At 65.1% G+C, this 26,434-nt stretch carries 23 protein-coding genes; 8 read left to right on the top strand and 15 right to left on the bottom strand.

The genetic code is table 11. The features are described from left to right. The first annotated feature begins 5 nt into the window (after positions 1–5). Together QFZ46_RS16150 and QFZ46_RS16145 are read left to right on the top strand one after the other, a co-directional pair. Complete coding sequence (locus tag QFZ46_RS16150) at positions 6–1,142, top strand: NAD-dependent epimerase/dehydratase family protein (RefSeq protein ID WP_307363222.1); 1,137 nt, start codon at positions 6–8, stop codon at positions 1,140–1,142. Then, positions 1,139–2,212 (top strand): acyltransferase family protein, encoded by a 1,074-nt coding sequence (locus QFZ46_RS16145; protein WP_307363221.1) that lies wholly within the window; start codon positions 1,139–1,141, stop codon positions 2,210–2,212. The genes QFZ46_RS16150 and QFZ46_RS16145 overlap by 4 nt, the downstream gene beginning before the upstream one ends. 12 nt (positions 2,213–2,224) lie before the next feature. On the opposite strand, the gene QFZ46_RS16140 is transcribed toward QFZ46_RS16145, so the two are convergent. The 3 genes from QFZ46_RS16140 to QFZ46_RS16130 are packed head-to-tail and all read right to left on the bottom strand — an operon-like array spanning position 2,225 to position 5,159. Beyond that, positions 2,225–2,971, bottom strand: a complete 747-nt coding sequence (locus QFZ46_RS16140; protein ID WP_307363220.1) for a glycosyltransferase — start codon at positions 2,969–2,971, stop codon at positions 2,225–2,227. Then, positions 2,968–4,203 carry a lipopolysaccharide biosynthesis protein gene (locus QFZ46_RS16135; RefSeq protein WP_307363219.1) on the bottom strand — a complete coding sequence of 412 codons (1,236 nt, stop codon included), beginning with the start codon at positions 4,201–4,203 and terminating at the stop codon, positions 2,968–2,970. The genes QFZ46_RS16140 and QFZ46_RS16135 overlap by 4 nt, the downstream gene beginning before the upstream one ends. After that, the gene (locus QFZ46_RS16130; RefSeq protein ID WP_307363218.1) at positions 4,200–5,159 is read right to left on the bottom strand and encodes a glycosyltransferase; all 960 of its coding nucleotides are present in this window, start codon (positions 5,157–5,159) and stop codon (positions 4,200–4,202) included. Before QFZ46_RS16130 ends, QFZ46_RS16135 begins: the two co-directional genes overlap by 4 nt. 57 nt (positions 5,160–5,216) lie before the next feature. Here QFZ46_RS16130 and QFZ46_RS16125 point away from each other — a divergent pair, with 57 nt between their 5' ends. Further along, on the top strand, positions 5,217–6,224 hold the full coding sequence (locus QFZ46_RS16125; protein ID WP_307363217.1) for a glycosyltransferase: 1,008 nt from the start codon (positions 5,217–5,219) through the stop codon (positions 6,222–6,224). Here the strand turns inward: QFZ46_RS16125 and QFZ46_RS16120 are convergent. From QFZ46_RS16120 to QFZ46_RS16110, 3 genes are read right to left on the bottom strand one after another with little or no spacing between them, the layout of a single operon-like run. After that, positions 6,215–6,619, bottom strand: coding sequence for a DUF2304 domain-containing protein (locus tag QFZ46_RS16120; RefSeq protein WP_307363216.1), 405 nt, complete (start codon positions 6,617–6,619; stop codon positions 6,215–6,217). The genes QFZ46_RS16125 and QFZ46_RS16120 overlap by 10 nt on opposite strands. Beyond that, positions 6,616–7,356, bottom strand: coding sequence for a glycosyltransferase family 2 protein (locus tag QFZ46_RS16115; RefSeq protein WP_307363215.1), 741 nt, complete (start codon positions 7,354–7,356; stop codon positions 6,616–6,618). The genes QFZ46_RS16120 and QFZ46_RS16115 overlap by 4 nt, the downstream gene beginning before the upstream one ends. Positions 7,357–7,376: 20 nt before the next feature. Beyond that, entirely contained in the window at positions 7,377–9,236 is a 1,860-nt protein-coding gene (locus QFZ46_RS16110; RefSeq protein ID WP_307364643.1) for a DUF6541 family protein, read from the bottom strand. Positions 9,237–9,418: 182 nt separating this feature from the next. On the opposite strand from QFZ46_RS16110, the gene rfbA reads away from it, so the two are divergent. The 3 genes from rfbA to QFZ46_RS16095 are packed head-to-tail and all read left to right on the top strand — an operon-like array spanning position 9,419 to position 12,695. Next, positions 9,419–10,291 carry a glucose-1-phosphate thymidylyltransferase RfbA gene (rfbA, locus tag QFZ46_RS16105; protein ID WP_307363214.1) on the top strand — a complete coding sequence of 291 codons (873 nt, stop codon included), beginning with the start codon at positions 9,419–9,421 and terminating at the stop codon, positions 10,289–10,291. Continuing rightward, positions 10,288–11,286, top strand: coding sequence for a dTDP-glucose 4,6-dehydratase (rfbB, locus tag QFZ46_RS16100; RefSeq protein ID WP_307363213.1), 999 nt, complete (start codon positions 10,288–10,290; stop codon positions 11,284–11,286). Before rfbA ends, rfbB begins: the two co-directional genes overlap by 4 nt. Then, positions 11,283–12,695: a bifunctional dTDP-4-dehydrorhamnose 3,5-epimerase family protein/NAD(P)-dependent oxidoreductase gene (locus tag QFZ46_RS16095; RefSeq protein ID WP_307363212.1), complete on the top strand. Its 1,413-nt coding sequence runs from the start codon at positions 11,283–11,285 to the stop codon at positions 12,693–12,695. Before rfbB ends, QFZ46_RS16095 begins: the two co-directional genes overlap by 4 nt. 65 nt (positions 12,696–12,760) lie before the next feature. Here QFZ46_RS16095 and QFZ46_RS16090 read toward each other — a convergent pair whose 3' ends face one another. Continuing rightward, the gene (locus tag QFZ46_RS16090; RefSeq protein WP_307364641.1) at positions 12,761–14,056 is read right to left on the bottom strand and encodes a nucleotide sugar dehydrogenase; all 1,296 of its coding nucleotides are present in this window, start codon (positions 14,054–14,056) and stop codon (positions 12,761–12,763) included. Between the two features lie 81 nt (positions 14,057–14,137). Between QFZ46_RS16090 and QFZ46_RS16085 the strand changes: the two genes are divergently transcribed. Together QFZ46_RS16085 and QFZ46_RS16080 are read left to right on the top strand one after the other, a co-directional pair. Next, positions 14,138–15,277, top strand: a complete 1,140-nt coding sequence (locus tag QFZ46_RS16085; RefSeq protein WP_307363211.1) for an acyltransferase family protein — start codon at positions 14,138–14,140, stop codon at positions 15,275–15,277. A 58-nt stretch (positions 15,278–15,335) separates the two neighbouring features. Beyond that, positions 15,336–16,577, top strand: a complete 1,242-nt coding sequence (locus tag QFZ46_RS16080) for a glycosyltransferase family protein (protein ID WP_307363210.1) — start codon at positions 15,336–15,338, stop codon at positions 16,575–16,577. A gap of 44 nt (positions 16,578–16,621) precedes the next feature. Here the strand turns inward: QFZ46_RS16080 and wecB are convergent, their stop codons facing one another. From wecB to QFZ46_RS16040, 8 genes are read right to left on the bottom strand one after another with little or no spacing between them, the layout of a single operon-like run. Next, positions 16,622–17,689, bottom strand: coding sequence for a non-hydrolyzing UDP-N-acetylglucosamine 2-epimerase (gene wecB / locus QFZ46_RS16075; RefSeq protein ID WP_307363209.1), 1,068 nt, complete (start codon positions 17,687–17,689; stop codon positions 16,622–16,624). Between the two features lie 32 nt (positions 17,690–17,721). After that, positions 17,722–18,828 carry a glycosyltransferase family A protein gene (locus QFZ46_RS16070; RefSeq protein WP_307363208.1) on the bottom strand — a complete coding sequence of 369 codons (1,107 nt, stop codon included), beginning with the start codon at positions 18,826–18,828 and terminating at the stop codon, positions 17,722–17,724. After that, positions 18,773–20,044, bottom strand: coding sequence for a glycosyltransferase (locus QFZ46_RS16065; RefSeq protein ID WP_307363207.1), 1,272 nt, complete (start codon positions 20,042–20,044; stop codon positions 18,773–18,775). Before QFZ46_RS16065 ends, QFZ46_RS16070 begins: the two co-directional genes overlap by 56 nt. Continuing rightward, a complete protein-coding gene (locus QFZ46_RS16060; RefSeq protein WP_307363206.1) occupies positions 20,041–21,183 on the bottom strand; it encodes a glycosyltransferase family 1 protein in 1,143 nt (380 codons plus the stop codon). The genes QFZ46_RS16065 and QFZ46_RS16060 overlap by 4 nt, the downstream gene beginning before the upstream one ends. Further along, positions 21,180–22,301 (bottom strand): glycosyltransferase, encoded by a 1,122-nt coding sequence (locus QFZ46_RS16055; RefSeq protein WP_307363205.1) that lies wholly within the window; start codon positions 22,299–22,301, stop codon positions 21,180–21,182. The genes QFZ46_RS16060 and QFZ46_RS16055 overlap by 4 nt, the downstream gene beginning before the upstream one ends. Before the next feature lie 3 nt (positions 22,302–22,304). Continuing rightward, on the bottom strand, positions 22,305–23,393 hold the full coding sequence (locus tag QFZ46_RS16050) for a glycosyltransferase (protein ID WP_307363204.1): 1,089 nt from the start codon (positions 23,391–23,393) through the stop codon (positions 22,305–22,307). Further along, positions 23,390–25,174, bottom strand: coding sequence for an ABC transporter ATP-binding protein (locus tag QFZ46_RS16045; RefSeq protein ID WP_307363203.1), 1,785 nt, complete (start codon positions 25,172–25,174; stop codon positions 23,390–23,392). The genes QFZ46_RS16050 and QFZ46_RS16045 overlap by 4 nt, the downstream gene beginning before the upstream one ends. Next, positions 25,171–26,421: a glycosyltransferase gene (locus QFZ46_RS16040; RefSeq protein WP_307363202.1), complete on the bottom strand. Its 1,251-nt coding sequence runs from the start codon at positions 26,419–26,421 to the stop codon at positions 25,171–25,173. Before QFZ46_RS16040 ends, QFZ46_RS16045 begins: the two co-directional genes overlap by 4 nt. Positions 26,422–26,434 lie beyond the last annotated feature (13 nt).

Below are 26,434 nucleotides of genomic sequence, written 5' to 3'. Positions count from 1 at the left end.
CCCCCATGACCGAACAGGTACTCATCACCGGCGGCGCGGGCTTCATCGGCTCGCATCTGGCGCGACGCTTCGCGCGCGACGGGCACCGCGTGACGGTCCTGGACACGCTGGCGCCGCAGGTGCACGGTGACGATCCCGCCACCACCTCTCCCCTGCTCCGCGACGTCAGCGAAGTCGCGACCGTGATAGAAGGCAGCGTCACCTCGACCGACGACCTGCGAGGCGCGCTGAAGGATGCCACGATCGTCATCCATCTCGCCGCCGAGACCGGCACGGGCCAGTCGATGTACGAGATCGACCGCTACACGACGACGAATGTCGGGGGCACCTCCAAGCTGCTCGACCTCCTCGCCAACGAGGAGCATTCGGTCCGCCGAATCGTGATCGCATCGTCCCGATCGATATACGGTGAAGGCGCCTACCGCACCGAAGACGGCAAAGTGGTGTACCCGGGCCACCGGGCGGACGCCGACATGGCCTCGGGTGATTTCGATGTTCACGAGCCGGGCGAAGGGACGCTGACGCTGATTCCGACCGACGAGTCGGCACTGTTGCATCCGTCGTCCGTATACGGCATCACCAAGCAGATGCAGGAGTCGCTGATCATGACCGTCGCTCCGACGATCGGGATCGAGTCGACTTCGGTGCGCTACCAGAACGTGTACGGGCCGGGACAATCTCTGAAGAACCCGTACACCGGCATCCTCTCGATCTTCTCGACCCTGATCCGGCAGGGTAAGGAGATCAACATCTTCGAGGATGGCGAAGAGAGTCGTGATTTCGTCTACATCGACGACGTCGTGGAGGCCACTTATCTCGCTGCCACCCACCCGGATGCCGTCGGCGAGGTGTTCAACGTCGGCTCCGGTGTCGGTACCACCGTCAACGAGGTCGTCGACGCGCTGTTCGCCGGGCTCGGACGCGAGGTGCCGACGCGGATCTCCGGCAATTATCGACTCGGCGACATCCGTCACAACATCGCCGACACCACTCGGATGACGCGATTGCTCGGTTTCACGCCCGCAGTGTCCTTCCGCGACGGCGTCGCCGCCTTCGCGCAATGGGTGCTGACCGAACCCGTCGAGCAGGACTCGTACCAGCGTTCGCTCGACGAGATGGCCAAGCGGAACCTGCTCAAGTGACATCCTCGCTGCACGAGTCACGAGAATTCCCGTACCGCACGAACAGCCTCAACCTCTTCCGGTTGTTCTTCGCGGCGCTCGTGCTTGTCGCGCACGCGTTCCATACCGCCGGCTACGACTGGTCGCCCGGCTTCAACGGCGAGAACCTCGGTGGTTGGGCGGTCATCGGGTTCTTCGTGATCAGCGGCTTCCTGATCACGCGCTCGCGCCTGCGCACCGATGCGGGAACATTCCTCGTGCACCGCATCGCGCGCATCATGCCGGCCTTCGTGATCTGCCTGCTGCTCACAGCTCTGGTCTTCGCCCCGATCGCACTGCTCGCCACCCAGGGCTCGCTCGCGGGTTATGCGAGCACTGCCCCCACACCCCTCGAGTACATCTGGGGCAACCTCTTCCTGCACGTGGATCACTACGGCGTCGGTGCATCGCTCAGCACCGTGCCGTATCCGAACACGTGGAACGGCTCGCTGTGGACGCTGTACTTCGAGTTCGTCTGCTACCTGATCGTATGGGTGCTCGGCGCCCTGGCGATCTTCCGCCGCTCGGTGCTGCTGACGGCGGCGATCTGGGCCGCGTCCGTCGTCGTGCGCATCCTCACCGCCACCGGAACCACGGGAGGCCTCGACGGCGATTTCGAGTTGCTGGCGCGGTTGCTGCCGTACTTCCTCGGCGGATCGCTGATCTATCTCATCGTGCAGCGGTGGGGGTATGTGCCGCTGCTCGGCATCGTCTCGCTGCCCGTGGCGGCCGTGCTGATGGTGTTCGTCCCCATCGCCGGCGGGCCACTCGCGGCGCCGTTCCTCTGCTATGCGCTGCTGTATCTGTCGACGGTCGTGCGCCAGCCGGCGTGGGTCGCTCGCAACGACATCTCCTACGGCTTCTACATCTACGCGTGGCCGATGCAGCAGCTCGTGCTGATCTTCGGCGGCGCGCAGTTCGGGATCGTCGTGTACATCCTGATCACGGCCGTCGTGACGACGCTGTTCGCGATGGCGAGTTGGTTCTTCGTCGAGCGCCCTGTGATGCGGCTCGCTCGACGCACCCCAGTCGTGCTCGTAGCACAGAACTGATTCGGTCCAGCGTCAGGGGCGCCGCACGCGCCGACGTGCCTCACGCCACAGTCGCAGCAGCAGCATGCGCGAGCAGAGCGCCTGACGGATACCGCGAGGTCTCTCGGTGGAGGCGTTGTCGTCGTGCAGCCGGCGGCGGAGGGTCGGCTGTTCAAGATGCGCGAGCTCGCCTGCCGTGTTCGCCAGCGTCGCGATCCACAGGTCGTGCGACTCGGTGAGGTATCCGGGGAATGGCATCGCGCTGGCAAGGAACTCTCGCCGGATCGCCATCGTGCAGCCGAAGTACGGCGCATCTCCGATCAGGATCCGCCACTGGTTGCGCCATCGCTTCGAGCCGTCGGCTTCGCGCAGCAGCCAGTCGCGACCTGTCAGTGGGGAGCGCAATGGCGCGTCGTCACCCAGCAGCACGAGATTGGATGCCGCAACGGCGTGATCGGCAGTCGCCTCGATCAGCCGCTCCCGCCTGCCGGCGATCCAGACGTCGTCCTGATCCGACAGCATCAGGACGTCTCCGGTGGCGAGTGAGAGAGCCTGCTCGAACGTGCGCACGTAGCCGCGGTTGTCCGCGCGCGCATGAATCGAGACACGAGGATCAGCGACGGCCTCGAGCAGCGCGACGGTGCCATCGGACGATGCATCATCGACGATGATCACCTCATCCTGCGGTTCGAGCTCGGCGAGGATCGAGTCGAGCTGGGCGGCGAGGTAAGCCGCGCCGTTGTAGGTCGCCATGCATACGCTGACCCGCACGTCGTTCATGCCTTCACCTCTGTGTGGTCCGCTCGCAGCGCCGTTCGCAGTACCGACAGCAGATAGACGGCGACGCACAGCTCGGAGATCGCGACGGCCCAGGCCACCGCAGGCACTGAGCCGAGCACCGCGAACAGGATAATCAGCGGGGCTCCGACGACGGCGCCGATCATGGTCGACACGGCGAGAGCGCGCACGCGGCCCAGGCTCACCAGGCACGCGTAGCCGACCACGGCAGCGATGGCGATACCGACGAAGGCGACGCCGAGCGGCAGCGATACAGAAAGCGGCACCGGGTTCTTTCCGACGGAGAGCAGCGTCGACACCCAAGGACTCAGGAACGCGATACAGGCGCCCCCGATGATGCCGATGCCGATGGCCGACAGCGTCGCGATGCGCATCCGCCGGGGCCGGCCGCCGTCGTCTACAGGCACCCAGCTCTGGAAGAACTGCTGGATGGGCAGCAGCGCGATCGATGCGTATTTGAACAGTTGGTTGGCCATGGCATACATCGGCTGGAGCGCCGGCAGGAACGTCTGCACGGCGATCATCGGCAGTGTGACGTAGAGACTGCTCACCAGCGTTGCGGAGACGGCATGCCGCTGGGTCGCCAGCAGGGTCTTCAGCGGCGTGCGGTCTTCGAAGTCATCATCCTGCGGCGAGCTTCGCACGACGAGCGCGGAGATGCTCACCGCCGCCAGGTAGCCGAGGCCCTGGAGGACCAGGTAAACCCAGAGTTCGCGAGTGAGCCAGACACCGACCAGCCCGAGCACACCGCCGATGACCGTGGGCACCGTGTCGAATAGCAGAAGCCGCTTCGGGCGCCCCTCGCCCGTGAAGTACCAGTTCGCACCCAGATACGGCAACAGATAGACCGCAGCGCCAAGGATTGAGATGAGGATTTCGCCGCGGGTGAGAGCGATCAGTAGCAGCGCAAGGGGCGGGAAGACGCTCGCATAGAGCGCGGCACGCGCCTGCAAAGACCGGCGGTAGAAGGCAGAGCGGCGATCTTCCTGGATACCGGCGACGGTGGCAGCTCCCACGGCTCCCCAGCCGAAGGCGACGAGGATGCCGCCGAACTGGGCGATGGTCTGGATGAGCGCCAGCGTGCCCCAGGTGTCGCGACCAAGGGTGAGGATCAGCAGCGGGATCGCGACGATACCGAGCAGCGTCACGATGATCACCGAAATGGTGAAGCCACTCAGACGACCCGCCACGCTGCGGATACCGGCGGAGCTCATTCCTGCTCCATCTCAAACACCGGGGCGTTCCAGTGGATTGACGCGGCCGTCGGCGCAAGGCCAGCGGGCATCCGCCCCATCCGACCCCGAAGAGCTGCCGAGATAGCCGCCCGGTACACCCGCCAGAGCGCACGGCGTGGGCGCGCCACCCACAGGGCGTTCACGAAGTGGATGACGTCGAGGAGCGTGTCGCGGGTGATCTGCTTCGGCGCCGAACGCAGATACTCGCGGTTGAGGACGATTCGGTTGCGCACACGGTAGAAGTATCGGAAGGGCGTGCTCAGAGTGATCTCCGGGGGGATGCCGGGGAGGCGCACCGGGCGCCCGAAGAGCTCGCGCAGGTACTGCGTGCCGAGCGCGTGCCCCAGTCGAATGCCGCTGGCTGCGAGTACGGCGTAGCCGGCCCGGCGCAGCCGCAGTTCGAATTCGGTGTCGACCAGGTCGATGAAGAAGTCGGCGCGCAACTCACCGACAGCGTCGATCACGGCAACCGGGACCAGCATTCCGGACTGGATCACGTTGGCGGCCGGGCTGTAGATCGCTGCGGCTTCTCCGCGCGCCTGACGCACCGCGGCGAAGTGTTCCGGCACGACGACGCCGACGCGTACGCCGTCCGCCTCCGCCGCTCTGACCGCCGCACGCAGCGTATCGACGAATCCGTCCGGGACGACGGAGTCCTGATCGAACGTGATGATCTGTGCGGCTCCGTGCTCTCTGGCGGCGCGGATGCCGCGGTTCAGTGCCGCGGCGATGCCGACGTTGTCGGCCTCTCGAACGACATTCGCGCCGAGTTCGGCGAGCTGTGCCAGTACCTCGTCGGCATCCGGTCCGGAGCCGTCATCGACCACGATGACGCCGTCGACCTGTCCGACGACCGATGCCACTGCATGCTGGGCGGATGCTCCAGGGCGGAAGGTGGAGAGGACCGCCCAGACGGGCTCGAGATTCGGTTTCATCGCGCACCTAGACTAGCCTCATTCGCTGATGCGAACCTCAGATCAGGAAGGCGCCCGATGACGCCCGCACGCTCACACGGCGCCATCGTGATGGCCGCGTACTCCCCCGACGCCGAACTGTTCGGGATCCAGTTGCGCTCACTGGCGCAGCAGACCGTACGGGACTGGGAGTGCATCATCTCGGTCGATGGCGAGCGTGCTCCCGTCGAGGCGTTGGTCGCCGAGTTCGTCGGAGACGACGACCGTTTCCGCGTGATCGGCGACGGATCACGCCGCGGCTTCTATCTGAACTTCGAGCACGGACTTGCAGCCGTGCCCGCGGATGCCGTCTGGATCGCGCTCGCGGATCAGGATGACCGTTGGAATGATGACAAGCTCGCACGTCTGCTCCCTCACCTCGACGAGGTCTCACTCGTCTCAGGGCAGGCACGACTCGTGCAGCATCCTTCCGGCGAGGTGACCGGCGTCACCGATCGCCAGGACCGCGGACCGATGCACACGCTGCTGTCGAACCAGATCACCGGATCGCTGTGCGTGTTCGATCGCGAGATCTTGAGCATCGCATTGCCGTTCCCCCGCCTCTCGACTCGGGTCGCGACGCATGACCACTGGCTCGGCGTCGTCGCAGGAGCGCTGCGCGGCACGAGGATCGTGGATGATGTCGTGCAGGACTATGTGCAGCACGACGCCAACGTCTTCGGAGACCCGAGCAGACTCGAGTCCGCGGGTATCGCCGCTTCGGTGCGCAATGTGCTCGGACAGGCCGAGCGCTTCGAAGGCTCCCGGTCACCCAAGGCTCTTGCGCGCATGACGTTCTGGACCTACGTCGGCTGGCGGCAGGTCATGCTCGACACGCTGCAGGCGAGACTCGGAACTCCTGATCCGGACCTTGACGCACTGTTCGGCAGGAGTCGTCGCTTCTCGAGGTTGAACAGCCTTCTGCGAGCGGCCAGGACCGACGGATCGATACCGCCACGGTTCGCGCTCGAGTACCGTGCAAGCTGGCTGGCCGGGGCGCTCAGCGGTGGTCGCCGCGCAGCAGCGCGCCTGGCTGATCAGTCCTGAGACGGATCATCCTCAGGGCGCTCACCGGCAGCCTCACGCCTCTCCAGATGTGCCAGTCGCTCATCGAGCCGCTCGAGCTCGGAACGGTGCAGAGCGGATTCTTCGGCAAGGCGACGGATCTCGTCCTCAGCGCTGCTGAGCTCCCAGGACAGGTGGAGAGTGACCCCCATCAGCAGCAGTATCGCCGCAGCGAACAAGAGGTTCGACGGCAACTGCACACCGAGCGCCATGGTGAGCGCTTGCCAGAGACCGGGGAAGATGCCGACGACGAGCACCAACAGGGCGATGACGAGCCAGAGCGCCGCGTACTTCTCACGCAGTCGCCTGGTGAGCAGCATCCAGAGCACGAAGCCGATGATGGCGACAGCGAGAACGATCCCGGCGATGGCGATCATGCGACCCTCTCCTCAGGCTGTATCCGCCGGCGAGGATTGCGCATCACTGCGAGGAGCAGGGCGAACGCCGACCGCAGGAGGTAGACGGCTGCGCCGATCGGATGCTGACTCGGTGTACCGTGCGAGCGCGGGCGCATCGCGACAGGCACCTGGGCGACCGTGAGCCCTGAATGGACAGCGGCCACCAGAGAATCCAGCGTGTCGCCGAGGTACTCGGCCGGGTAGTAGCTCACGTACTGATCGATCGCTCGTCGATTCGCGGCGCGGAAGCCGCTGGTGACATCGGTGAGCCGCGTCTTGGCGATCTTCGATACGACCTTCGCGAGCACCACCATGGCCCAGCGGCGAGGTCCGCGCACCTCATAGTCACCCACCTCAGCGAATCGCGCGCCGATGGAGATGTCGGCATGTTCGAGTCCCGCCAGCACCTTCGCGATGTCGGCGGGATCGTGCTGCCCGTCGGCATCGACCTGGATGGCGCGCCGGTATCCCTGCCGAGCGGCATATGTGAAACCCGTGCGCATCGCACCACCCACCCCCAGATTGAAGGGCAGGCGCAGCACGGTCGCACCGGCGTGAGCCGCGACATCCGCCGTCTCATCCGTCGATCCGTCATCGACGACGACGACGTCATAGCCGGCGGACGCCGCGCGGATCTCACGGACCGTCACGCCGACGCTTCGCGCCTCGTTCCAGGCCGGTACGACGACGAGCACGCGATCGGCCGCAGCTGTCATGCGCTCACTTCCCATTCCGCTCACCCGCGCCCACATGCGGTCACCAGATACAGTCTGGCATCGCCCTCGCTGTCGATCAGGCGCACGGCGGGTGAGTCCTGCAGGTTCTCAATACCCGGGAGGGGATTCAGATCGTCGCCATGCACCTCCTGCGTGCCGAAATCGAGCACGTAGTCGACGTCGAGCGCGTCGATCGCCTCGCAGACCTCCGGCATGGTCAACGCATCCGAGAGATGCTCGTTCACGAGCTCGAGGTCGTCGGAGATATCCATGAGCGCGTGCGGCATGAGCACGTGGCGATCGGCGATCGCATAGGCCAGACCCGCGCCGGTGAAAGCGCTTCCGGCGATCACGGCGTCTGCCGGGACTTCCTCGTCCAACCGCTCGAGCAATGCGAACTCATCCGCAGTGAGCAGATAGGTGCCCGTCTGGTAGCCGTAGACGTCGCTGGCCCAGCCCTGCGCCCGAGGAGTGGCCTGCATGTGGAAAGCGAGGAAGACGACCATGGCCGAGACGATCGCGGCGCTGAGCCGCACCGCTCCGCTTACCCCACGGCGGCGGAGCAGACGAGCCGCGGCGTCCGCCGTCCGTGCGATTCCGAGTGCTGCGAGCGGAACCAGGGCCAGCGCGAGAAGTGCTGCCAGCCTGGGCCAGTTGTTGTACCAGCTGCCCGTGAGTGCGTCGCGGAGCGTCCCCCAAGGCAATGCGATCGCCGTGATGAACAGCACCGCGCCGACCAGCCAGAACGACGCGGCGACGATCAGCTCGGCTTCGCGCTCGCGCACGACCCAGTACAGTCCGACCAGGACGGCGATGCCGACCAGCCAGGCCCCCGCTGGATAGAACAGCGTCACCGACAGCACCCGCCACGCTGCGTCACCGAGTCCGGTCTCGGTCGGCCACTGCCGAGTAGCGAGCGGAGGACGCAGTGCGCGCAGCAGCAGGACACCGACGATGCCGTAGCCGACCGCGCCGACCGCGATCCACACGCGATGCGAAGCCCGCGCGGAGGTCCTCCAGAGTCGCACGCCGAACACGATGACCATGGGCACCGTCAATGCGAGCCAGCCGACGAAGCCGCCGGGGTGGGCCAGAGCGAGTCCTGGCAACGAGCCGACCACCACGAGCGCCCACCAACCGGGAGCGAGTCGCCCGGCCGATCGTCCGATGCCGAGCAGGCCTGCCGTCGCGGCGAGGGCCACGGGCAGCAGCGCGAGAGCGAGCTGGTACGGGTACAGGACGCCGAAGTCCATCGGCAGCAGCGGGAATGCGGGGACGGCTGCCGCAACGATGCCGGTTCCGACCATGACCGACGGGGAGGAGCCGAGCAGCACCCTGCTCAGCACGAGGATGCCCAGAGGCCAGGTCACCGCGGCGGTGGTGAGAGACATGGCGTTGATCGCCAGCGGAATGCCGGACCCGGACACCTGCACGACGAGTGCGACAGTCGCGTGCCATGCCGAGGGGTAGAAAGGCAGTCCCCCGCTCGGGCTCGTCATCTGACCGATCTCGAGCGGCGAGGCGATACCGGTGTCGACGATGTAGCGGATGGCGTTGAGATGGAAGATGTTGTCGAATGACTGCGAGATCGCATCAGGGCTCTGAAGCACTCGCACCACCAGCAGGGCGATCGCGAGCGCGGTGACTGCGAACACTCCGACCGTCCACCACCGCCAGCGCGCCGGGAACCGCACGGTGCTGTGCGTGCGGGTCACCCGTCTGACGATCACGATGCCTGCGGCGATCACGAGCGCTGTGGCGAGGGCCGGCAGAATCGACCAGCCCACGCCGATCCAACCGGCGATCGTGGAGCCGACCCCGATGACGGTGGTGGCGAACACCGGCGCAGTAGCGGCGGCCCAGAGACCGCGCATGCCCACAAGCAGGGCGAGGGGACCAGCCGAGCGCGGCGTAGATGCCAAGAAGGACGAGCGCAGGCCAGATCAAATCAAGAAACTCCACGCGGTGCGCACCCTTCAGGCTGTGATCAGACACTCAGAATAGTCGGTGCGCCTCGGTGAACCCCGCGCGTACGCTGCGAGTCGTGTGGCACGATGGACTCGTGAAGGGCATTATTCTCGCGGGCGGCTCGGGCACTCGGCTGCATCCGATTACTCTCGGTGTTTCGAAGCAGCTGATCCCGGTGTACGACAAGCCGATGGTCTATTACCCGTTGTCGACGTTGATGCTCGCCGGCATCCGGGACATTCTGGTGATCACGACACCGCACGACGCGGAGCACTTCGAGCGTCTGCTCGGTGACGGGTCGCAGTTCGGGATCAGCCTGACGTTCGCGCAGCAGCCGTCTCCGGATGGGCTCGCGCAAGCGTTCACGATCGGCGCGGACTTCATCGGCGACGACAGCGTGGCCCTCGTCCTGGGCGACAATCTGCTGTACGGGCCTGGCCTGGGAAGCAAGTTGCAACGGTTCTCGGACATCGACGGCGGTGCCGTTTTCGCGTACTGGGTCGCGGAGCCTGAGGCGTATGGCGTGGTCGAGTTCGACGGCGAGGGCAAGGCGATCTCGCTGGAGGAGAAGCCAGCGTCGCCGAAGAGCAACTATGCGGTGCCCGGACTCTACTTCTATGACAATGACGTGGTCGAGATCGCCCGCAACCTCGCACCGAGCGCACGCGGAGAGTACGAGATCACCGACATCAACCGCGCGTATCTCGAGCGCGACAAGCTGCAGGTGGAGGTGCTGCCGCGCGGGACCGCGTGGCTGGACACCGGCACGTTCGATCAGATGACGGATGCGGCGGATTACGTCCGCACGATGGAGCGTCGCACGGCGTTGAAGATCGGCGTGCCGGAGGAGATCGCCTGGCGTCAGGGATATCTCACCGACGACGAGCTGCGCGCACGCGCGGAGAAGCTCGTGAAGTCCGGCTACGGAAGTTACCTGCTCGACATGCTCAAGAGAGGACACGCATGAGCCGTCTGCTCGTGACCGGAGGAGCCGGGTTCATCGGGTCGAACTTCGTCCACCACGTGGTCGAGAACACCGATGATCATGTGACCGTTCTCGACGCGCTGACGTATGCCGGCAACCGGGAATCTCTGGCGGGGCTGCCTGAGGACCGGGTCGCCTTCGTGCACGGCGACATCACCGATGCGCCGCTCGTGGACGAGTTGTTCGCGAACGCGGATGCTGTGGTGCACTACGCGGCCGAGTCGCACAACGACAACTCGCTGCATGACCCGCGCCCGTTCCTGGACACGAACATCATCGGGACGTACACCCTGCTCGAGGCCGCGCGTCGCCATGACACCCGTCTCCACCACATCTCCACCGACGAGGTGTACGGCGATCTGGAGCTCGATGATCCCGACCGGTTCACCGAATCCACCCCGTACAACCCGTCGTCGCCGTACTCCTCGACCAAGGCCGGCAGCGACCTGCTCGTGCGTGCGTGGGTGCGCTCGTTCGGCCTGCGGGCCACGATCTCGAACTGCTCGAACAATTACGGTCCGTACCAGCACGTGGAGAAGTTCATCCCCCGCCAGATCACCAACGTGATCCGCGGCATCCGGCCCAAGCTCTACGGTGCTGGCGAGAACGTGCGCGACTGGATCCATGCCGACGACCACTCCTCCGCCGTGCTCACCATCCTCGACAAGGGCGTCAACGGCGAGACGTACCTGATCGGCGCCGACGGAGAGAAGAACAACAAGGACGTCGTCGAGCTGATCCTCACGCTGATGGGACAGCCCGCAGACGCGTACGAGCACGTCACCGACCGCGCCGGACACGACCTGCGTTACGCGATCGACTCGACGAAGTTGCGCACCGAGCTCGGTTGGAGCCCTTCGTACGGCGACTTCGAGTCCGGCCTCTCGGCCACGATCGACTGGTACAGGGCGAACGAGGGCTGGTGGGCGCCCAGCAAGGACGCCACCGAGGCCTTCTATGCAGGAAAAGGGCAATGAGCGACATCTTCGGCAAACAGCTGCAGCCCATCGAAACGCCTATCCCCGGACTCCTCGTGTTCGAGCTGCCGGTGCACGGCGACTCACGCGGATGGTTCAAGGAGAACTGGCAGCGCGAGAAGATGACCGCACTGGGCCTCGAGGACTTCGGCCCCGTGCAGAACAACATCTCCTTCAATGACGCGGTCGGCACCACTCGCGGCATCCACGCAGAGCCGTGGGACAAGTGGGTCTCTGTCGCGACGGGACGCATCTTCGGCGCCTGGGTGGACCTGCGCGAGGGGCCCAGCTTCGGCGCGGTCTTCACCATCGAGATCGACCCGTCGCGGGCGATCTTCGTTCCCCGCGGCGTGGGAAACTCGTATCAGACGCTCGCGCCGGACACGGCGTACGCCTACCTCGTGAACGACCACTGGTCCCCCGCGGCGGAGTACGCCTTCCTGAATCTCGCCGATGAGAGCGCCGCCATCGAGTGGCCCATTCCGCTCAGCGAGGTCGAGATCTCGGAGAAGGACAAGGCGCATCCACGACTCGCCGACGTCACGCCGATCGCACCGCGAAAGACGTTGGTACTCGGCGCCGCCGGACAGCTCGGGCTCGCACTGCGCGCTCGTCTCGGCGATGCCGACCACATCGAGTACGTCACTCGTGCCGAGCTGGACGTCACAGCGCCAGGCATCGCAGATGCACGCCGCTGGCGCGATTACGGCACGATCATCAACGCCGCCGCCTACACGGCGGTCGACACCGCCGAAACCCCAGAGGGGCGTGCATCCGCGTGGCAGGCGAATGCCACAGCGGTGGCCGCCCTCGCTCGGATCGCGAATGACAACGGCATCACGCTCGTGCATGTCTCGAGTGACTACGTCTTCGATGGCACCGGCGACGGTGCGTACGCCGAGGATGCCGCCTTCGCACCGCTCGGCGTGTACGGCCAGTCCAAAGCCGCAGGCGACCTCGCCGCCCAGACCGCGCCGCGGCACTACATCGTGCGCACCTCCTGGGTGATCGGTGAAGGCAAGAACTTCGTCCGCACGATGGCTTCGCTCGCCGAGCGCGGCATCGATCCGAGCGTGGTGAGCGACCAGATCGGCCGGCTGACGTTCACGACCGACATCGCGGATGCCATCGCGCATCTGCTCGTTGTCGGTGCGGCGTACGGCACCTACAACGTCACCAGTGCCGGTGCGGAACTCTCGTGGGCAGACATCGCCCGCGAGGTCTACCGTCTCACCGGCAATGATCCCGCACGCGTCAGCGATGTGACGACGGCAGAGTACTTCGCGAACGCGACCACGCCCGTCTCCCCCCGTCCGCTGAACAGCGTGCTGGATCTGACGAAGATCAGCGCGACCGGATTCGCCCCACGCGACGGTGGTGAAGCCCTCGCTGCGTACCTCCGCAGCTGAGGCCTTTTGCACGAATGAAGCCCTGCCGCGCTATGCGCGGCAGGGCTTCATTGTTGTTGATCGAGTCAGGCGGCGGTTCCGACGACGATGCGGGGTGTGCCGACCCAGCGGGCGGGATCGGTGGCGTTGCGGCCGTCGACGAGGAGCCTCACGCCGGGGAGGCGGTCGGGTCCGAGGTCCCGGTATTCGGCGTGGTCGGTCTGCAGGACAGCCACGTCGACATCACCACCGAGCGCATAGGGTTCGAAGCCGAGCGCGCGCAGCTCGTCGTCGGTATAGATCGGGTCGTGCACGACAACATCCGCGCCCCGCTGCGTGAGTGCCTGCACGGTCGGGAAGACACCCGAGAACGCGGTCTCCTTCACACCACCCCGATACGCCGCCCCCAACACAACCGCCTTCAGCCCCGTAAGGTCCCCGAGGATGCCCTCGGCCTGTGCGACCAGGCGCTCCGGCATCGACGCGTTCAGCTGCCGTGCGACCCGCACGATATCCGCATCAGGGTCCGTGGACAGATACAACCGTGGATACACCGGGATGCAATGCCCACCCACCGCGATACCCGGACGGTGGATGTGACTGTATGGCTGCGAGTTGCACGCCTCGATCACCTTGTACACATCGATCCCGTTCGCGGCCGCGAACAACCCGAACTGATTCGCCAAACCGATGTTCACATCCCGGTACGTCGTCTCGGCAAGCTTCGCCATCTCCGACGCCTCCGTCGTGCCCAGATCCCACACCCCATTCGGACGCGGAAGATCCGGACGCTCATCGAACTGCAGCACCGCCTCATAGAACTCCCGCGCCAACCGGTTGCCCTCATCAGAGAGCGCACCGATCAACTTGGGATACTTCCGCAGATCCGCGAACACACGACCAGTCAGCACCCGCTCCGGCGAATACGCCAAATGGAAGTCCTTACCCTCCACGAGACCGGAGCCCTCCTCCAGCATCGGTTTCCACCGATTACGGGTAGTCCCCACCGGCAAAGTCGTCTCATACGACACGAGCGTCCCCGGCGTCAGATGCTCCGCAAGCGACCTCGTCGCCGCATCCATGTACCTGAAATCCGGCTCCCACGTCTCATCATCCACAAACACCGGCGCAACCAACACCACCGCATCAGCCCCCGGAATTGCCTCGGCATAATCAGAGGTCGCACGCAAGCGACCCGCAGGAATCAGCTCGGCGAGACGTTCTTGCAGCTCCGCCTCACCCGGGAAAGGCTCAACGCCCGAATTGATCGTGTCAACAGCCTTCTGATTGACATCGACACCGATCACATCATGACCGGAAGAAGCGAACTGGACAGCAAGAGGAAGCCCGATCTTTCCCAGGGCGACAACAGCAATACGCATGGGTTCTAGTTTACGGCGGCTCACACGAGCCGTCTCACGAAGGCGGCCGCTGCGGACCGGGGCACTTACACTGGGTCTTCGATGATGAGTTCACTCCCCACGACCAAGGCCACGCGCCTCGACTCCCTCACCGGCCTGCGGTGGTGGGCGGCATTCGCCGTATTCTTCTATCACGTCCGTAATTTCATCCCCGTGCCCGGTTGGTTCGGAGAACTCGCACAGTACGGGTATCTGGGCGTCACGTTCTTCTTCGTACTGTCCGGGTTCGTGCTCACGTGGTCGTGGCGTCCGTCCGTGGGAATCGGCACATTCTATTGGCGTCGGATCGCGCGCATATTCCCGCTCCATCTGGTCACGCTCGCACTCGCGATCCCCGTCTTCTACAGCCTCGCGCCTGATCCGGCCGACACCTGGGTCAAGCCGTTCGACGTGGGTGTCCTGATCCTCAGCCTGTTGCTTCTCCAAGGCTGGTCTCGAGATCCCGCCGTGCTCTTCGCCGGGAACCCGGCCGCCTGGACCTTGACTGCGGAGCTGTTCTTCTACGCGCTCCACCCGTTCATCATGAAAGTGCTTCGCCTGTTCAGCGGTCGCCATGCACTGTGGACGGCGATCGGCATCCTGCTCGTCAGCGTCGGCGCCCGCGTCCTGATCACGCTTCAGCCCGGAGGAATGCTCGCCGGGCTTCCCTGGCCGGTTCTCAGACTGAACGAGTTCGTCATCGGGATGTGCCTGGCCTGGGCGTTTCGTGCCGGCTGGCGCCCTCGTATCCCACTGTGGGTTCCGATCCTTCTCCTGGGCGGCTACCTGGTCGGACTGGGCTTCTTCGACCGCTTCGCCCTCACTCAGCCCCTCCACGTCCTGTTCACCGTGTTCATCAGTGAGATAGTGACGGCTCTGTTCGCCCTCCTCATCTGCGCTTTCGCGGCGAACGATCTCGCAGGTCGCAGCCGCCTATCCCGCGTGCGACCCCTGATCGCCCTTGGCGAGTGGTCCTACGCGTTCTATCTCATCCATGCCACCTTCATCTACGGTGCACTGGAGCTCGTCGGGTTCCAGAATCCCGACCCCATCGGTGCCCTCTGGGTCGTCGTTCTTCTTGCCGTCAGCATCGCCGCGTCCTGGATTCTGCACATCGCAGTCGAGCGGCCAGCGGAACGCGGACTGCGCGCGTGGCAGAACCGGATCGTCGACACCCGCGCGCAGCGTGCAGTCCGTCGGTAGCAGGAACCCCGATCTTGGACGGCACGGCCGAGCGCACGCATGCGGCAGAATCGCTTACATGGGTTCTGTGATCGCACGCGCGCTGCGCTGGATGATCCGACATCGGAACCGGATTCCGCTTCTGGGCGGCTTCATCGCCTCCGCGGAGAACGATCCCCGCGGTCTGGCGTCGCGCATCGTGTATCACTCGCTCGGCGCAGATCGGTCTCGTCCTTCGACGACGTCGACGCCCACCGGGACGATTCGTGTGATCGTCGGACCGACGAATTATGCGGGGCAAGGAAACCTCTGGGCGCTCGCAATGGCGGAGCACGTCCCAGATCTTGGCGCGCGTTCCCTCAGCGTGGCGACGCCGGGAGCCATCGCGTTCGAGGCGGACACGACCGTCGCCCTCCCCGTGTACCGGCATTCCCACCGCTGGCAGGACGCAGAGTACGCCGCGGTCGTCGACGGCTTCACCCACGTCCTCATGGAGTCCATGCGTCCACTGTTCGGGTTGCGGTTCGACGACGTCACTGCAGAGATCGCCGCATTGCGGGAGCATGGGCTCTCCGTCGCGCTCATCGCGCACGGCACCGATGTCAGATCGCCGACTCGACACGCGTCAGCGCATCGCTGGTCGCCGTTCGCCGGTTCCTCGTCCAGCAGGACTCTGGAAGCGACCGCCGAGCTCAACCGCCACATCGCCGAGACGCTTGGGCTGCCGCTTTTCGTGAGCACGTTGGACCTGCTGGACGATCTGCCCGACGCCGCCTGGTGCCCTGTGGTGATCGATCCCCACCGTTGGAGGTCGTCGTCCCCGCCGCTGTCGGACAATGCGGTTCCGGTTGTCGTCCACACGGCGAGTTCAGCGCACGTGAAGGGAAGTGCACTCATCGAGCCGGCACTCCGGCGACTTCACGCCGACGGCCGGATCGTGTACCGACCACTCACTGGAGTGCCCTCTGAGCGCATGCCTGACGAACTCCGTCGAGCGGACATCGTGCTGGACCAGTTCCGCCTCGGAAGCTACGGCGTCGCGGCGTGCGAGGCGATGGCCGCGGGCCGTATCGTGATCGGCCATGTCTCGCACACGGTACGCGAGCGGGTCACGGAGGAGACGTCGTTGGAGCTGCCCATGATCGAATCCTCACCGGATGAGATCGCCGAGGTGCTCCTGCGGGTCCTGGACGATCCGGACGGTGCACGAAAGACCGCCGATCGTGGCGTGCAGTTCGTGGATCAAGTGCACTCCGGGGCCGCCAGCGCCACTGCGCTGCTCGATGGATGGCTGGCGCACTCGAAGCCTGCTGGTGGCTGACGACTCCGGGTGGAGCATGGCGTAGCCCGGCGTGATGATTGCCGTCAGGACCGACGGTTCAGGAGCACGTCCAGCACGCGTTCCGCTGCGCGACCCGTTCCGTAGGGGGCATCATCGGTGTCGGACGGCCGTGGGCGGCTCACCCCGGCGAGAATCTCCTCAGCACTGTTGGCCAAGATGTTCCATCCGAGAGAAACCGTCTCAACCCATTCGGTCTCTGTCCGCACCGTCGTGCATGGCACCCGGAGCAGGAACGCCTCTTTCTGCAGTCCGCCGGAATCCGTGACGACTCCCGCGCTGGACAGCACGGCCGCGATCAGTTCGGGATAGGCGAGCGGCGTATGGGCGATGAGCGCGCCGCGAGTGAGCTGGATGCCGTGGGCGCTCGCCTTCGCGACGACACGTGGATGCGCGAGAAGGATCACTGGTTTGTCAAGCGCCGCGAGCGCGTCGACGACCTCGGCCAGTCGAGCGGGATCATCGGTGTTCTCCGCACGATGAATCGTAGCGACGTAGTAGCCATCCGCCGACAGCCCCAGCTCCGACAGCAGCGCGGACGGCGTCTGCGCGACACGGTCACGCACTTCGAAGAGCACGTCGGTCATGACGTCCCCGACCAGGACGGTGCGCTCAGCCAGTCCCTCGTGAGCGAGATGTTCCACGGCGACGTCGGTCGGTGCAAGCAGGAGATCGGCCGCATGGTCGGTCATCACTCGATTGTGTTCCTCGGGCATTCTGCGGTTGAAGCTCCGCAGCCCCGCCTCCAGATGGGCTACCGGGATGTGCATCTTCACCGCGCTCAGCGCGGCGGCCACCGTCGAGTTCGTGTCGCCGTACACCAGAACCCAATCAGGGCGGTGCTCGTCGAAGACACCGTCCAGGGCAGCGAGCATCGCGCCGGTCTGAACGCCGTGAGAACCGCTGCCGACCCCGAGATGCACATCCGGCGCGGCTATGCCGAGGTCATCGAAGAAGACATCCGAGAGCATCGGATCATAATGCTGACCGGTGTGCACGATGACGTGCTCGACGCCGGCAGCAGTCGCGGCCTTATGGATGGGGGCAAGCTTGACGAACTGCGGGCGTGCGCCCACGACACTGACGATCTTCACGAGAACTCAGTCTAGACACGAGCGGGACACGATCAGCCCCGGCCGGCCAGCAACGTGGCCACGGCGAAGCGGATCGGTGCCTCCCTCGCGAGAAGCGTCCACGGTCTGCGAGTCAGGAGCGCCCCGAGGGTGACGAAGCGACGCCGACGTGCAGAAGCGGCATCCACCGTTTCGTCGGGCGTGGAACGATCCTGCAGAGCTTCGATGAGCCGCCCGTCGGCCACCGAGAGCACGTCGAGTGCGGCCGGCGCGTAGTCGCGAAGCTGTTGCGCTGCGGAGGCAACAGCCCGTCGATCATCGTCACTCCACGACCCGCCCCGATAGTGCGCCGCACCGAACACGGAGATCCGCCACAGCTTGACCGCAAGCGCGACCTTCACCTTCGGTCCCATCCGGCGGATGTCCTCCTGAGCGAGGAGATGCTCGAGTGCCGCGAACTCGTCTCGAAGCGGACGACGTGTGAAGGTCACCCGCATGGCGTCGTCGTGGACGAGGTATTCGGCCCCGGTGCGCACCCGCGCCTTGACAGCGTCTGAGAACCACATTCGCGTGGAATACGCGAGGTCCTCCCCCGTGAGCATTCCCGGTGTGAAACGGAGGCCGGCGAACCGTTCTCGAGAGACGAGCCCCAGCGGCGCTGTCCGGTAGGCGAGCCGATCGCGGACCCCGTCCAGCGACGTCGTCCGCCAGAACCGCGTCGGCGGCGTCGCAACGCGGTGTGCGCCTGCGTATCGCACGACCGGGATCACGACATCCGCCTGATGTCGGACTGCTGTGGCGTACCACCGGTCGATCGCGCCAGAAGTCAGCTCATCATCCGAACCCATGATGGAGACGAATCGGGCTTCCGCGAGGTCCAACCCATGGTTGAACGGGCCCGCCGGACTCCGCACCCCGTCCTGCAGATCAATCAGATGCACCCTGACGTCGTCGGCCAGAGCGCCCAGCCGCTCGGCGATCCCTTCGACCGGCGTGTTATGGCACACGATCAGGACGCGAGCGACTGCCTGCGAGGTGAGCACTGAAGCAACCGCACGATCCACTCTTCGCTCAGGATCATGTGCGGCGATCACCACATCGACGTCAGCGTCCACGATCACCGCTCCGCTGCGTCGAGGGAAGTCCAGTGGGCGGTCCATCGTCAAGCAGTGACCGGATCAGCTGCGCCGCCGACTCGCCAGTGCGGTGGGCGTCGTAGTCGGTGCTCCACAGCCTTCGCGGGTCGAACTGTTCGACGCCTTCGATCACATCGCGCATCCGCTCAGCGAACTCCGCCGGCGTCGCATCCGCCGGCACCAACTCCCCCGTTCCGAGCTCGGGTCCGATGATCTCGGGAGTGCCGCCGACGGCAGTCGCCACCACTGGGATGCTGTGGGCGATCGCTTCCATGATGCTCACCGGGACCCCCTCGCTGATGCTCGCGTTCACGAACAGATCGACTCTCGCTGAACGGTAGAAGTCGAGGACTTCGTCGTTCGACACCGATCCGCGCAGTTCGACGGAGAGCCCAGAAACGCCTTCGACCACCGCTGTCAGCTCCGCCATACGCGGGCCATCGCCGAAGTGCACCCAACGCAATGGAACACTGCTGTCAAGGGCTGCGAGCTCCTGCACCGCAGCCAGGATCAGTTCCACTCGCTTGACGTCGCTGATCGCAGAGCACGAGACTATTGTCCGCTCGGGCTGAGGTGCCGGCCTCTCCGACTCAGCGGGACCGTACACGCCCAACCGGCTGACGATCGTCTTCGAGGCCGCACCGAGGCGGCGATACCGCTCGGCGAGATATCGAGCGCCGTCCGTCGAGATCGCAAGGATCCGGTCGACCCGCGCGAACAGGAATGGTCTCAGCGGAAGGTACCCGGAGGGAGATCGCTCCTCGTAGAGGTCGTATCCATGAACGCGGACCACCCGCGCACGGACGTCTTCCGTCCACGGGAGCACGAGTCCTCCACCCATGCCCCAGAAGCCGTACGCGACGGTCTCAGCGTCGGCGGCGATCGCGGCGCGAACCGCGGGCCGATACGCTCGGCCGAGGCCCAGAACCGCGGCGCGCGCGAAGTCTCCGAGATGTCGCCCTCGTCCGTTCCGCAGCTCCATCCAGAGCGCCCGTGCTACGGCCACGAGCGCCCTCGGCCGCAGAAGCCAGCGGAATTCGCCGGGAGCACGTCCATAGAGGTTCCCGCCGAACGTCGCATTGGCCGGCAGCTGACGAAAAGGCCCTGTATCCGAACTGCTCGCAGAGAACACGACGATCGTGTCGAAAGCCGCGGCGAGAGCGTCGATCTCCTTCTCCACGAACACCGCATCTCCCCGATCGTGCGGATAGTCGTTGGTGAAAAGGATCAGCCTGGTCATCCCGGGCCTCGCATGAGCTGGGATACCGACGCCGCCCAGATCTCGACCTGTTCCTGGCTGGAGAGCTCCGAGGCTGCAGCGTCGGCCGCTGCCTTCCACTCCGACACATCGGCGATGCTCAGCCCATCCAGGACTCGCGTGAGATCCTCGGTGGAGAATCCGTCTGCGACCGCGCCGAACGCGTGGGCTTCGAGTGTCCGCGCCATCTCCGGTGACGGACCGATGACAACACCCAAACGCGCCTGCACGTAGTCGAAGAACTTGTTCGGAAGCGCCCATCGGTTGTTGAAGTTCGTTGGCGGGAGAAGATGCAGTCCGACGTCGTACCCGTTCAGCGTTACCGACAGATCTTCGTACGGGACCGGATCATGCAACGTCACGCGCGCGCTCGCTGCTGCTCTAGCCCGGATCTCCCCGAGGAACCCGGGATCATTCGGTGTGAGATAGAGCGCGAGGCTCACGTCGGAGGACGTCTGTTCGACAGCATCCACAAGAGCCACGATGTTGCGATCCCGGAGTGCTGCCCCGGAGTGAACGAGACGGAGCGGTTCCTCAACGGCGGTCGGCTCCAGGTCGGCATACGGGGCTGCGTTGGTGACGACCTGTGCCACGATGCCGAAGCGCGCAGCGTACTCATCAGCGATGCCCTGGCCGACAGTGCTGACGGAATCCGCCCGCGCGACGAATCCACGACAGAGCCATCGGACGAACGGCGCCACGAAAAAGCGCCAACGAAGCATGTCTTCCTTCTGGCGAGGGGCGTACTCGTGAAGGTCCGCGTGCACGCCGTGCATCGAATCGATCGACAGAGCCAGCCCGACGGCATCGACATCATTGGCGAGGATCAGATCCCAGGCACCACCGCGCACCAGTTCTTGTGCTGCCATGATCGCGGGATTGTGCCAGTAGGCCCAGCGGAACGCGCGAACCATGACCGCCAGACGAGGGTAGCGCCAGATCGCGTGCCGATCTTCTATCGCGAAGTGTTTCGCAACGCCGCGCGGTGCGGGGCCGTACCCGAGCGTATCGATCTCGTAGTCCTGCCCCAGTCGCGTGATCTGCTTGAGCACACGCGCATCAGAAGCGATCGTGGAGAAGGAGATTATGAGAATCCGCTTGCGCGGGGTGGCTTCGGTCATCCCAGCAGCCGCTCCACCGCGCCGACCCACACGTCGACCTGCCGCTCACCAGCGAGCTCTTCCGCGTGCAGATCGCTCTGCTGCTTCCAACGGGTCACCTTTTCAGGGGTGAGAGCTGCCATCGACCGATGGACGCTGTCTTCCGTGAAATCATCCGAGACCGCTCCGATGTCAAGCTCGCGCACATAGCGCTCCATCTCGACGGAGGGCCCGATGAGAATGCCGAGCCGGGCCTGCACGTAGTCGAACAGCTTGTTGGGCAATGCGAGCTGATTGTTGAAGTTCACCGGCGGGAGGACATGCACACCCACGTCGTAGGCGTTCAATGTGGTCGCCAGCTGCGCGTACGGCACCGGATCATGCACGACGACATTCGAGGACGCCGAGGCGATCTCCTTCAGCTCGTCGAGATAACCGGGGTCGTTCGCGGTGAGGTAGAAATCGAGAGTTACATCGTCGGGCAATCTCGCGGCCGCCTGCGCGATGACGTGGAGCTGGCGGTTGCGCAAGCATGCACCGCTGTGGACGAGGCGGATGGGAACTCCCACCGGGCGCGGATGGGAATCCTGATACGGAGCAGCATTCGTGACCAGCTCCGCCCGGAATCCGAAGTTCTTCTCGTACTCGTCCACGATTCCGCGACTGACCGTCGTCCATGCGGAAGCGCGTGTCACGTAGCGTCCGACGACCCAGTTGAACCAGGGGGTGATCCTCCGCGCCCAGGCTTCATTGTCATCATGCAGCCGGGGGCTGTATTCATGGAGATCAGCAAGAACACCCCGCCGCGGACGCAGTTTCACAGCGACGGGAACGGCCTCCACGTCGTTCGCTATCGCTATGTCAAAACGACGACCACGCAACGCCTGACGGCTCCACTCCACCGCGGACAGTCGCCAATAGGCCTTTCGGTAACGCTTCAGCGTTATCAGCTTTCCGTCCAGATCGTTGTAGCGCTTATCCATCGGGATCTCGACGTGCTCGACGACGCCGTCGGGAGCCGGACCATAACCGCAGGTGGTGACGTCGAAGTCCTGTGTGAACCGTCGCACCTGTTTGAGCACCCGTGCGTCCGCCGCAATCGGAGAGAAGGAAAGGATGAGCATCGAGCGCTTGGCCATTTGTTACTTCTTCCGTTCTCTGGCGAACCAATACAGTGCATACCGTCTCAACATCGATTCGCGATGGAACATGTAGAGCGGATTCCGCGTGGCCCAGCGCTCCCAGCGTGTCGCTGTCGCCGATCGTTGGACTTCAGCCGTCACCTTGCTGATCGTCGGCTCGTGAAGGAGTGCGTCCAGCACCCTCCGGTTCTGAAGGTTGAACGGCTCCAACACGCGTGGCGCGAGAGCAAGAAGCCGGCGAAGCGCCGCCGCGAGCTCAATCACCTCATCGTCATCTCGCCAAGCGTTCTGCGCCGACAGCGTGTGAGCAGCACCGAGCACACTGATCCGGACGAGTTTTATGGCCAGAGCCCGACGGTGCGCGGCGGTAAGCACCTGCGGAAGCCCGTCGTCCAGCAGTCGGGTGATCGGCTCGAAACGCTCGTCCAGCGAGAGGGGCGCGTAGGTGGTGCGCTCCTTGGCGTCGGTGCCGATCACGTAACACGGTGCATTCCGGGCGAAGTCCACGCGGTCAGCGAGCGACCAGAGCCGAATGCCGAACTCGAAGTCCTCGCCCACCCGCACCCCCTCTGCCATGGTCAGGCCGAGATCGCGCATCGTCTGCGTGCGCACGATACCGAGGGGCGCCGTCCGGTAGAAGAGCCGATCTCTCGACGCATCGAGGCGTCTCTCTCGAAACAGTCCCACCAGCGGGTTCGGCATCCGAGATTCGCCCTGAAGGCGAATGGGGGCGATCACAGCATCGGCCCCGGACTCATCAGCCTGGGCCAACCATGCCTCCATGGCTCCTGGCTCGAGATAGTCATCCGACCCCATCACGGCGCAGTACTCGGCCCGCACCGCTCGAAGCCCGTGGTTGAACGGGCCCGCAGGGCTGCGCACGCCGTCACTGAACGGGACGACCTGCCAGTCGCCCTCGACATCGGTCAACTGCGCCTCGAGCGCACCTGGGGCGGTACCGTGCGCGACGATCACGGCGCGCACCCGGTCGCGGACGCGCACATCCTGGAACAGAGACGAGACAGCCCGCGCCAACGGACGCGACGGATCGTGACATGCGATGATCACTTCGATCGAAGCGGCGCTCATGCCAACCCGGCCAGCTCGGCCTGCTCGGCGAAGTTCGGCACTGTCGAGACCAACTCGTCGAACGTGCCGCGCGCCGCGATCGTTCCATCCTGCATGAAACACACCACATCGCTGTGCCGGATCGTGGACAGGCGGTGCGCCACGGAAACGATCGTCACTTCGCCCTGAAGCTCGCGGATCGCCTGGGTGACGAGTGACTCCGTCTTGGTGTCCAGAGCGCTGGTCGCTTCATCGAGAACGAGGATCAACGGATCGCTGTAGAGCGCCCGCGCAATGCCCAATCGTTGCCGCTGCCCACCCGAGAGGGAGAGGCCCCTTTCTCCGATGCGGCTGCGGATCTCTCCGTCGCGCGACTCGACGATGTCCCAGATCTGCGCCCGTCGCAGAGCCTGCTCGACCTTGGCGAAATCGATGTCCTCGTCGTCCCAGGACAGCGCCACGTTCTGTGCGATCGTTCCGTCGAAGAGCGACACGTCCTGGGGCACGTAGCCGACACGCGTTCTCCAGGCCGCCAAGACGTCTTGCAGGGGCTTCCCGTCCAACTCGAGAGTGCCCTGTTGAGGCACCAGCAGTCCGAGCAGGATGTCCACGAGCGTGGACTTTCCCGCTCCCGACGAGCCCACCAACGCAAGAGAGCTGCCGATGGGAATGTCCAGGTCGATGCCGTGCACCGCGGGGGTGTCTTCACGGTCCGGGTATCCGAACGCGACGTCGCGAAGGCGGAGCATCCTGGGAACACCCTCGATGGGGTCCCGTCCGAGTTGTTCTGCCTGCGCCACGTAGTTCTCGGACGATTTGATGTCGAAGATGACAGCCTGCACATGCGGGACGTTGGCGGTCGTCGTGGTGATGATCGATTGGAACCCTGTCAGCGACGGAATCAGGCGGAACCCGGCAACGGCGAAGAGCGCGACCGATGCGAGGGCCTGCTCCATGCCGCCGATCGCATAGCCGACGCCTCCCACGATGACGAAACCTCCGACCAGCGCCGTGTTGAGGACGAAGCCGGGAAGCGAGCCGAGGAAGTTCAGGTTCGCACGGGCGCGAGTGCTGAACGCCCGGTTGTACTGAACGACATCCGCTACTTCCCCTGCCTTGTTCCGGAGCGTGATCTCCTTGAGCGCCTGCACCATCTCGGTCATGAGGGCCGCGACTTTGAAGGAGTAATCACGGGATACTCTGCCTGCCTGGACCGACCGGCTCGAGACGACCCAGTAGAGCAGCGCCATGATCCCCCCGAGATAAACGACCGTGATCAAGGCGGTGACCGGCTGCGCCACGACGATGACCGCCAGGATGAGGAGGAAGCTCACGGCCAGAGCCGGCAGCTGCACGATGGGCAGAAGGAATCCGCTGGTCGCGTTCGCGATCCCGACGTCGGCGATGCGCACGATCTGCGCCGTATTCCTCTTCAGCCTGAACGTCCATGGGGCCTTGATGTACGAGTCGAAGAGCAGTCGTCCGATCTCCAACTCGAAGGATGCGAAACGCCGGGTGGCGAACCACTGCTGCCCCATCGACAGGACGGACTTCACGAGAATCAGCAGAGCGACCGACCCGATCAGCCAGATGTACGAATCTTCGCCGATTCGCCCGATGACCGGAAGGTTCATCTCCACTCCCGCGATCATCGGAGCGAGAGTTATCGCGAGCAACATGATCGCGCCGACGTCGAGGACCGCGAGGATGCAGGAAATCGCAACGTAGCGGCGCAAGTAGGCCCGTGCGTCTGCCGGGAGCCATTGCATCAGCTCGCGGAATGTGCGGAGCACGAGCTTCATCCGTTTTCACCTTCCATAGGCCCCAGCGGGCATTCGTCCATTGTCCCATGCCCGTGCTGGGAGCCGCTGTCGTGGGGCACGCCGAGGAAGCTGCCGAGAACCTGAGCGGAGAACCGACCGTCGTGCACGGCGCGAGCGTACTCCCGCCCCCGATCCGCGACGTCACTGAATTGAGCCGGGTCTGCGACGATGGTCCGCAAAGTCGACTCGAGTGTGTCCGCGGTCGACTGAACGATCGGCAGCTGTCGCCCTGTGACGGCCTCGACGACCGCGCGGGTCTGCGGCGACACATGCCCGATGACCAGTCGCCCGGCGGAAAGTGCTTCGGAACTCGCGACGCCGAAACTCCCCAATGCGAACTGATCGAGGACGATGTCGGCAGAGGAGAAGAAGTCCCGCATGCTCGTCGACGGCAGCCCCTCTGCCTCTCGATACTCGAGCAGACCTTCATCATGGAGCTTCCGCAGCAGCGGTCGGACGAGACCGGTGCCCTTCATCGGCCCGTCACTGGGAGCGTGGGCGACAACAGGGCGTTGTCCGCGAAACGGCGGCGCGATTCCCGCGTGTGACCATTCATCGCAGTCGACGACGACCGGCAGCCACGTCGCTTCGGGAGCATCGATGAGCAGATCCGGCGTGGATACGAACTGCGGAATCCGCAGCGCGTTCGCCAGCTCCCTGTTGCGCGAGACTCGATCTGCAATCTCCTCCACTCGAAGAGAGTCAATGACCCTGAACGGTGAGAAGGCCTCTCTCGCCGCGTGCGAGTGGGGGCCCCGGATGTCACTGCCATGCCAGAGGAGGGCGACCTTGATCCCGCGCTTCATCAGTCGACGCACCTGAGCATCGACAGCCGTGCCGTCATCGCCGAAAAGGGGACGGCCCGATTCCAGAATCACATGCGTGAACCTGCCGACAGCCCGCCATTGCGCGCGCTGCCACGGTAGGTGTGCGGCATCGGCAGAGGCGACCACGTGATCAGCCGGGAACTGCCACCGGTCGCCTGCCGACCGGATCATCAGACTCGTCGCCGATTCACCCAGGGCGGACGTGATGGCACGACTCCACGCGTACGCCTGGCCCGCCGAATTCTCGGGACCGATCAATACACGTACGTCGCCGTGGCCGATAGGGGTCGCCCCACCGGCGCGCACGGCACGGCGCCGCCACGGCAGGATCGCGTCGAACGGGAAGCCAGGGAGCGCTCGCTCGATCGAATGCGCGACACTACTGTAGCGACGTGACACGATCTGCCTCAGA

It is taken from the genome of Microbacterium murale, from assembly GCF_030815955.1.
Classification (GTDB): Bacteria; Actinomycetota; Actinomycetes; order Actinomycetales; family Microbacteriaceae; genus Microbacterium; species Microbacterium murale_A.
This window is presented reverse-complemented; position numbering and strand designations above follow the sequence as displayed.

Coding starts and splice junctions, on each gene's coding strand:
- QFZ46_RS16135 (WP_307363219.1), bottom strand. CDS start 4,203: ATGAGCTCCGCCGGTATCCGCAGCGTGGCGGGTCGTCTGAGTGGCTTC.
- QFZ46_RS16140 (WP_307363220.1), bottom strand. CDS start 2,971: ATGAACGACGTGCGGGTCAGCGTATGCATGGCGACCTACAACGGCGCG.
- QFZ46_RS16095 (WP_307363212.1), top strand. CDS start 11,283: ATGAGCGACATCTTCGGCAAACAGCTGCAGCCCATCGAAACGCCTATC.
- QFZ46_RS16125 (WP_307363217.1), top strand. CDS start 5,217: ATGACGCCCGCACGCTCACACGGCGCCATCGTGATGGCCGCGTACTCC.
- QFZ46_RS16130 (WP_307363218.1), bottom strand. CDS start 5,159: ATGAAACCGAATCTCGAGCCCGTCTGGGCGGTCCTCTCCACCTTCCGC.
- QFZ46_RS16045 (WP_307363203.1), bottom strand. CDS start 25,174: ATGAAGCTCGTGCTCCGCACATTCCGCGAGCTGATGCAATGGCTCCCG.
- QFZ46_RS16085 (WP_307363211.1), top strand. CDS start 14,138: ATGATGAGTTCACTCCCCACGACCAAGGCCACGCGCCTCGACTCCCTC.
- QFZ46_RS16080 (WP_307363210.1), top strand. CDS start 15,336: ATGGGTTCTGTGATCGCACGCGCGCTGCGCTGGATGATCCGACATCGG.
- QFZ46_RS16055 (WP_307363205.1), bottom strand. CDS start 22,301: ATGGCCAAGCGCTCGATGCTCATCCTTTCCTTCTCTCCGATTGCGGCG.
- QFZ46_RS16050 (WP_307363204.1), bottom strand. CDS start 23,393: ATGAGCGCCGCTTCGATCGAAGTGATCATCGCATGTCACGATCCGTCG.
- QFZ46_RS16150 (WP_307363222.1), top strand. CDS start 6: ATGACCGAACAGGTACTCATCACCGGCGGCGCGGGCTTCATCGGCTCG.
- QFZ46_RS16070 (WP_307363208.1), bottom strand. CDS start 18,828: ATGGACCGCCCACTGGACTTCCCTCGACGCAGCGGAGCGGTGATCGTG.
- QFZ46_RS16120 (WP_307363216.1), bottom strand. CDS start 6,619: ATGATCGCCATCGCCGGGATCGTTCTCGCTGTCGCCATCATCGGCTTC.
- QFZ46_RS16115 (WP_307363215.1), bottom strand. CDS start 7,356: ATGACAGCTGCGGCCGATCGCGTGCTCGTCGTCGTACCGGCCTGGAAC.
- QFZ46_RS16090 (WP_307364641.1), bottom strand. CDS start 14,056: ATGCGTATTGCTGTTGTCGCCCTGGGAAAGATCGGGCTTCCTCTTGCT.
- QFZ46_RS16060 (WP_307363206.1), bottom strand. CDS start 21,183: ATGACCGAAGCCACCCCGCGCAAGCGGATTCTCATAATCTCCTTCTCC.
- QFZ46_RS16065 (WP_307363207.1), bottom strand. CDS start 20,044: ATGACCAGGCTGATCCTTTTCACCAACGACTATCCGCACGATCGGGGA.
- rfbB (WP_307363213.1), top strand. CDS start 10,288: ATGAGCCGTCTGCTCGTGACCGGAGGAGCCGGGTTCATCGGGTCGAAC.